The organism is Bradyrhizobium sp. INPA03-11B (genome assembly GCF_040446015.1).
GTDB classification, from domain to species: Bacteria; Pseudomonadota; Alphaproteobacteria; order Rhizobiales; family Xanthobacteraceae; genus Bradyrhizobium; species Bradyrhizobium macuxiense_A.
On record NZ_JASGSR010000221.1, the window covers coordinates 1 to 6,324 of the forward strand.

Sequence of the window (6,324 nt, forward strand, 5' to 3'; positions counted from 1 at the left end):
GGATCAGGATCGAGTTCAGCGGTGTCCGCAACTCGTGCGACATGTTGGCGAGGAATTCGGATTTGTACTTCGAGGTCAGCGACAGTTCGGTCGCTTTCTCTTCCAGCGCGCGCCGCGCCTGCTCGATTTCCTGGTTCTTGCGCTCGACGTCGACATTGCGCTCGGCGAGCTGCTGAGCCTTCTGCTCGAGCTGATCGTTGGTCTGCTGCAATTCCTTCTGCTGGGTCTGCAATTCGCCTGCGAGCTGTTGCGACTGCTTGAGCAGCGCCTCGGTCTGCATCGTTGCCTCGATACTATTGAGCACGATGCCGATGCTGTCGGTGAGCTGTTCGAGGAAGGTGATCTGCGAGGTCGTGAACGAGGAGATCGAGGACAGCTCGATCACCGCCTTGACCTGGTTCTCGAATTGCACCGGGAATACGACGAGGTTCTTCGGCATGATCCGCATCAAGGCCGAATTGATCGGCACCGCATCGCCGGGAATGTCCGAGACGAGGCGCTGGCGCTTGTCGAGCGCGCACTGGCCGATCAGTCCCTCGCCGAACTGCACGATCTGCGGATGCGGATTGCTGCTGTCGCTGGCATAGGCCGACAGGAGCCGCAGCTGCGCATTCTCGGGATTGTCGACCTGGTAGATCACGCCCATATGCGCGTTGATCAGCGGCGCGAGCTCGGTCAGCAGCAGGCGGCCGACGGTCGCGAGATCGCGCTGGCCCTGCAGCATGTTGGTGAAGCGCGCCAGATTGGTCTTCAGCCAGTCCTGCTCGGTGTTACGCTCCGTGGTGAGACGGAGGTTGCCGATCATCGTGTTGATGTTGTCCTTGAGCTCGGCGACCTCGCCGCGGACGTCGACCTGGATCGAGCGCGTCAGGTCGCCCTTGGTCACGGCGGTCGCCACTTCCGCGATCGCGCGCACCTGGGAGGTCAGATTGGCCGCCAGCAGGTTGACGTTGCCGGTGAGGTCTTTCCAGGTGCCGGCGGTGCCGGGCACGTTGGCCTGACCGCCGAGCCGTCCCTCGACGCCGACTTCGCGCGCCACGCTGGTGACCTGTTCGGCGAAGGTCGCAAGCGTCTCGGTCATGTTGTTGATGGTGTCGGCGAGCGCAGCCACTTCGCCCTTCGACTTCACCGTCAGATTCTGCTTCAGGTCGCCGTTGGCGACCGCGGTCACCACCTTGACGATGCCGCGCACCTGCTCGGTCAGGTTCGCCGCCATGACGTTGACGGTGTCGGTAAGGTCCTTCCAGGTGCCGGCAACGCCGCGCACCTCGGCCTGGCCGCCGAGCTTGCCTTCGGTGCCGACCTCGCGCGCGACGCGCGTCACTTCGCCGGCGAAGGCGTTGAGCTGGTCGACCATCGTGTTGATGGTGTTCTTCAGCTCGAGGATTTCGCCCTTCACGTCGACCGTGATCTTGCGCGACAGGTCGCCGCGCGCCACGGCAGTGGTCACTTCGGCGATGTTGCGGACCTGGGTGGTCAGGTTCGCGGCCAAGAGGTTGACGTTGTCGGTGAGGTCCTTCCAGGTGCCGCCGACGCCGGGCACCACGGCCTGGCCGCCGAGCCGCCCCTCGGTACCGACCTCACGCGCCACGCGCGTCACTTCGGCGGCGAACGAGCGCAGCTGCTCGACCATCGTGTTCAGGGTGTCCTTGAGCAGCAGGATCTCGCCGCGCACGTCCACCGTGATCTTCTTCGACAGGTCGCCGCCGGCGATCGCGCTCGCCACCTCGGCGATGTTGCGGACCTGCGCGGTCAGGTTCGACGCCATGAAGTTGACGTTGTCGGTAAGGTCCTTCCAGGTGCCGGCGACGCCGGGCACTTCGGCCTGGCCGCCGAGCTTGCCTTCGGTGCCGACCTCGCGCGCCACGCGCGTCACCTCGCCGGCAAAGCCGTTGAGCTGGTCGACCATCGTGTTGATGGTGTTCTTCAGCTCGAGGATCTCGCCCTTCACGTCGACCGTGATCTTGCGCGACAGGTCGCCGCGCGCCACGGCGGTGGTCACCTCGGCGATGTTGCGGACCTGTGCCGTGAGGTTGCCGGCCATCGAGTTGACGTTGTCGGTCAGGTCCTTCCAGGTGCCGGCAACGCCGGGCACGTTGGCCTGACCGCCGAGGCTGCCGTCGGTGCCGACCTCGCGCGCCACGCGGGTCACCTCACCCGCAAATCGGTTGAGCTGGTCGACCATCGTGTTCAGCGTTTCCTTCAGCTGAAGGATCTCGCCGCGCACGTCGACCGTGATCTTGCGCGACAGGTCGCCGCCGGCGATCGCGGTTGCGACTTCGGCGATGTTGCGGACCTGCGCCGTCAGATTGCCGGCCATCGAGTTGACGCTGTCGGTCAAATCCTTCCAGGTGCCGGCGACGCCGGGCACCTCGGCCTGGCCGCCGAGCTTGCCGTCGGTGCCGACCTCGCGCGCCACGCGGGTCACCTCGCCCGCGAAGGCGTTGAGCTGGTCGACCATCGTGTTGAGCGTTTCCTTCAGCTGAAGGATTTCGCCCGACACGTTCACCGTGATCTTCTTCGACAGGTCGCCCTTCGCGACCGCGGTCGCGACCTCGGCAATGTTGCGGACCTGCGCCGTCAGGTTCGAGGCCATCGAGTTGACGCTGTCGGTCAGGTCCTTCCAGGTGCCGGCGACGCCGCGCACCTCAGCCTGACCGCCGAGCTTGCCTTCGGTGCCGACCTCGCGCGCCACGCGCGTCACTTCGCCGGCAAAGGCGTTGAGCTGGTCCACCATCGTGTTGATAGTGTCCTTCAGCTCGAGGATTTCGCCGCGCACGTCCACTGTGATCTTCTTCGACAGGTCGCCATTGGCGACCGCTGTCGTGACGCCGGCGATGTTGCGGACCTGCGCGGTCAGGTTCGAGGCCATGAAGTTGACGTTGTCGGTCAAATCCTTCCAGGTGCCGGCGACGCCGAGCACGTTGGCCTGGCCGCCGAGCTTGCCTTCGGTGCCGACCTCGCGCGCCACGCGCGTCACTTCGGACGCAAAGGCATTGAGCTGGTCGACCATCGTATTGAGCGTTTCCTTCAGCTGAAGGATCTCGCCCGACACATTCACCGTGATCTTCTTCGACAGATCGCCGCCGGCGATCGCGGTCGCGACGTCGGCGATGTTGCGGACCTGCGCGGTCAGGTTCGACGCCATGAAGTTGACGTTGTCGGTAAGGTCCTTCCAGGTGCCGGCGACGCCCGGCACCTGGGCCTGGCCGCCGAGCTTGCCTTCGGTGCCGACCTCGCGCGCCACGCGCGTCACTTCCGAGGCAAACGAGTTGAGCTGGTCCACCATCGTGTTGATGGTGTCCTTCAGCTCGAGGATTTCGCCGCTGACGTCGACCGTGATCTTGCGCGACAGGTCGCCGCGCGCCACGGCTGTGGTCACGTTGGCGATGTTGCGGACCTGGGCGGTCAGGTTGCCGCACATCGCGTTCACGGAGTCGGTGAGGTCCTTCCAGGTGCCGGCAACGCCGGGCACGATCGCCTGGCCGCCGAGCTTGCCGTCGGTACCGACTTCGCGCGCCACGCGCGTCACTTCCGATGCGAACGAACGCAGCTGATCGACCATCGTGTTGATGGCCTCCTTCAGCTGCAGGATCTCGCCGCGCACGTCGACCGTGATCTTCTTCGACAAGTCGCCGTTGGCGACCGCGATCGTCACCTCGGCGATGTTACGGACCTGGCCGGTCAGGTTGTTGGCCATCGAGTTGACGCTCTCGGTCAGGTCCTTCCAGACGCCGGTCACTTCCGGCACCTGGGCCTGGCCACCGAGCTTGCCTTCGGTGCCGACTTCGCGGGCCACGCGCGTGACCTCCGAGGTGAACACCGAGAGCTGCTTGATCATCGTGTTGACGATGTTCGCCGACTGCAGGAATTCGCCGCGCAGCGGCCTGCCCTCGACGTCGAGCTGCACGGTCTGCAGCAGGTCGCCCTGCGCGACCGCTGCGACCGCGCGGGTGACTTCGCGAGTCGGCCACAACAGATCGTCGATCAGCGTGTTGACCGAACTTTCCATGTCGGCCCACGCGCCGCTGGCGAGGCCGAAATTGACGCGCTGACGGGTCTGTCCCTCGCGGCCGACGACCTGCCCGACGCGCGCCAGTTGCTGCGCCATGCGCTCGTTGGCGGCGGCGATTTCGTTGAAGGCGTCCGCGATCTTGCCGTCGATGCCGAGATAATCGCCACGCATCCGCACTGAGAAGTCGCCGCCGCGCATCGCCTGCAGCGACTGCAGCAGATCGTGCGAGGAATCGAGACTTCCATTCGATGATTGGGCGCGGCGTGTTTCAGTACGGGGACGTGGCGACGAACCGAGATCGGTCATGGAATTTCCCCTACGCGCTGGCTACGAATCCAGGGACTCGGAAAAGCCAGTGTGACCATAAGAATGACTGCCTTGGATCTATTCAAGCGGGAAAACGCCAAAACCACGATTTGTGACGCAAACCGAGTGGCTTAATGGTGAATGGAACCAAAAGTTCCAAAGACGAATGAAACTTTTTTGCGAAACGTTGCTAGCGATCCGCCGGCCAGGTTCGCCGCACCAATTGCACCCGTTCGATGCGGCTGCATTGCTCGCAGCGGTACTGAAGAATGTCCCTGCCCTCGCTGCCCGGAGAGCTGCTCTCGAGCCGCATCGTTCTGACGCAGCTGATGCAGGAGATCAGCGTCAGCAGCGGGCTGCGATCGTCATTCATCGATGCCCGCGGTGGCGCGGTCGGATCGGCGATCATGGCGCTGGGCGATGCTATGGTGTTGGCTCTCACCACAAGAAAATGCCGATCCTGCGGCTCAGGTTCCGACCCGGAAACCCGATTTAGGCGCAAGGCGGCGTGTCGGCCCTGGTTTAGCCGAGCGGCCGGATCACGCCCTTGCGTTACTGTGGCCCGGTTTGGGCTTGGCCTTGTCTGCTCTGGCCTTGTCCGCCTTGGCGATTGCAATCGGGCGATCCGCATAGCTTCGGCTCAGCCGCTCGCGAACGGTCGGGAGGCGCTCGCCGCCACCAGCGGCTTTCCATCGGCCGATCAACTCGGTGACCTCGGCGCGCATCGCCATCAGCCGGTAGGACGCTTCGCTGCAATCCAGGTCGCGGTTCACCTGGTCCCGGATCGACGCCTCGATCAAGGTCATCTCAGCCCGCAAAGTGCTGATCCTGCGACGAATTTCATTGATCTTGTTGTCCATGGCCCGTTAGAACAAAAATAGAACATATTGTCAAGTCACGATCCGGCAAGCGAGGTGGACGATGAGCATGGCAGCGGTGAAATTTGGCGGGGTTGCAGACCGGCTCGGCGGGCTGATGTCGCGGGCCCAGGCGCTGCGGTTGAGGAGCCTGGCCGAGGAGGCCTATCAGCCAAACCAATACGCGCGCGACCTGACGTCAGAGGAAGCCGAACGGCGCATCGATGCCCTCCGGGCGGAGATTGCGCTGGCGAACTCCTTCTGACCCTCAGCCGCCCGAGCCGGACACTCCCTTAAGGCTTTGATATAGCGGCGCAGCTAGGTCTGTTCTGTTATGGGTGCTTTGCCGCTGCATGACCTTTGGGGGAGCCTTCCGTGCTGGAGCTGGAGAAGCGGTCGCCGCTCGCGTTCCCGATCACGCTGAAAGACGGACGAATCCTCGCGACGGTTGGCGATGCCGCGGACTATCTGTCGGCGCTGAACGCCGATCAGCGCGAGCGCGGCTATTGGAAGACGGCGATCTTGATGTTCAACAACGCGATGCGCGAACCCAGCTATCTGAGGATCGCAACGATCAACATGCGCTCTGCCCTTGTGTATGACCGCCTCGTCGACGACGTCGGCCCCTGATTGTGGCGTGGCAGCTACAGCCGAATCGGCGGTGGTTGCGTAGGGCCGTCTTCGTTATGGCCGCAAACAAGGTAACGGCGGTACACGCGACGGCCGGGCGCGCGATGCACTTCGGCCGCACTCTCGGGCCGCCTCGGAGGGCCAAGGCGGCCCATTTCTTTTCAAAGCAATTTTGCGCGGACGAACAACGTCCGCAACGCGTTGGTCGCTTGCACCGTCAGCATGGCGTTACCCGCGGCGCGTTCCAGCGCAACCAGCGCGTCGTCATGCAGGGAGCGGAACTCCATCCATTCGACGGCGCTGAGATTGCTGATGAAGCGGTAGGCCTGGCCGACGGTCGCGAGCGTCACCGTCTCGCCGTTCAGCCGCACCTGGAATATCGCCTTCAGCGGCGTATCGGATTTGGAAACGTCACCCATGGCGGGGTTGTGCTCCGCACGGCGTTAATGTCAATCTAATTTCTCTGCGTCCGCGCAAGTCCGCCTGCCCCACTGAATCGCATTGTCTGTTAGCGTT

General features: G+C 63.9%; 6 protein-coding genes. 2 read left to right on the forward strand and 4 right to left on the reverse strand.

Annotated elements, in window-relative coordinates; genetic code table 11:
* From QMZ05_RS40000 to QMZ05_RS40010, 3 genes are all read right to left on the reverse strand, one after another.
* On the reverse strand, positions 1-4,321 hold a 4,321-nt coding region (locus tag QMZ05_RS40000; protein WP_353705758.1), incomplete at its 3' end, for a HAMP domain-containing protein.
* Between the two features lie 190 nt (positions 4,322-4,511).
* A complete protein-coding gene (locus QMZ05_RS40005; RefSeq protein WP_279705786.1) occupies positions 4,512-4,694 on the reverse strand; it encodes a hypothetical protein in 183 nt (60 codons plus the stop codon).
* 166 nt (positions 4,695-4,860) lie between these two features.
* Positions 4,861-5,181 (reverse strand): hypothetical protein, encoded by a 321-nt coding sequence (locus QMZ05_RS40010; RefSeq protein WP_353705759.1) that lies wholly within the window; start codon positions 5,179-5,181, stop codon positions 4,861-4,863.
* A gap of 61 nt (positions 5,182-5,242) precedes the next feature.
* On the opposite strand from QMZ05_RS40010, the gene QMZ05_RS40015 reads away from it, so the two are divergent.
* Positions 5,243-5,443 carry a DUF3072 domain-containing protein gene (locus QMZ05_RS40015; protein ID WP_353705760.1) on the forward strand — a complete coding sequence of 67 codons (201 nt, stop codon included), beginning with the start codon at positions 5,243-5,245 and terminating at the stop codon, positions 5,441-5,443.
* Between the two features lie 110 nt (positions 5,444-5,553).
* A complete protein-coding gene (locus QMZ05_RS40020) occupies positions 5,554-5,808 on the forward strand; it encodes a hypothetical protein (protein WP_353705761.1) in 255 nt (84 codons plus the stop codon).
* 161 nt (positions 5,809-5,969) lie between these two features.
* On the opposite strand, the gene QMZ05_RS40025 is transcribed toward QMZ05_RS40020, so the two are convergent.
* Positions 5,970-6,227: a hypothetical protein gene (locus QMZ05_RS40025; protein WP_050423692.1), complete on the reverse strand. Its 258-nt coding sequence runs from the start codon at positions 6,225-6,227 to the stop codon at positions 5,970-5,972.
* Between the last annotated feature and the right edge of the window lie 97 nt (positions 6,228-6,324).

Coding starts and splice junctions, on each gene's coding strand:
- QMZ05_RS40010 (WP_353705759.1), bottom strand. CDS start 5,181: ATGGACAACAAGATCAATGAAATTCGTCGCAGGATCAGCACTTTGCGG.
- QMZ05_RS40005 (WP_279705786.1), bottom strand. CDS start 4,694: ATGAATGACGATCGCAGCCCGCTGCTGACGCTGATCTCCTGCATCAGC.
- QMZ05_RS40015 (WP_353705760.1), top strand. CDS start 5,243: ATGAGCATGGCAGCGGTGAAATTTGGCGGGGTTGCAGACCGGCTCGGC.
- QMZ05_RS40025 (WP_050423692.1), bottom strand. CDS start 6,227: ATGGGTGACGTTTCCAAATCCGATACGCCGCTGAAGGCGATATTCCAG.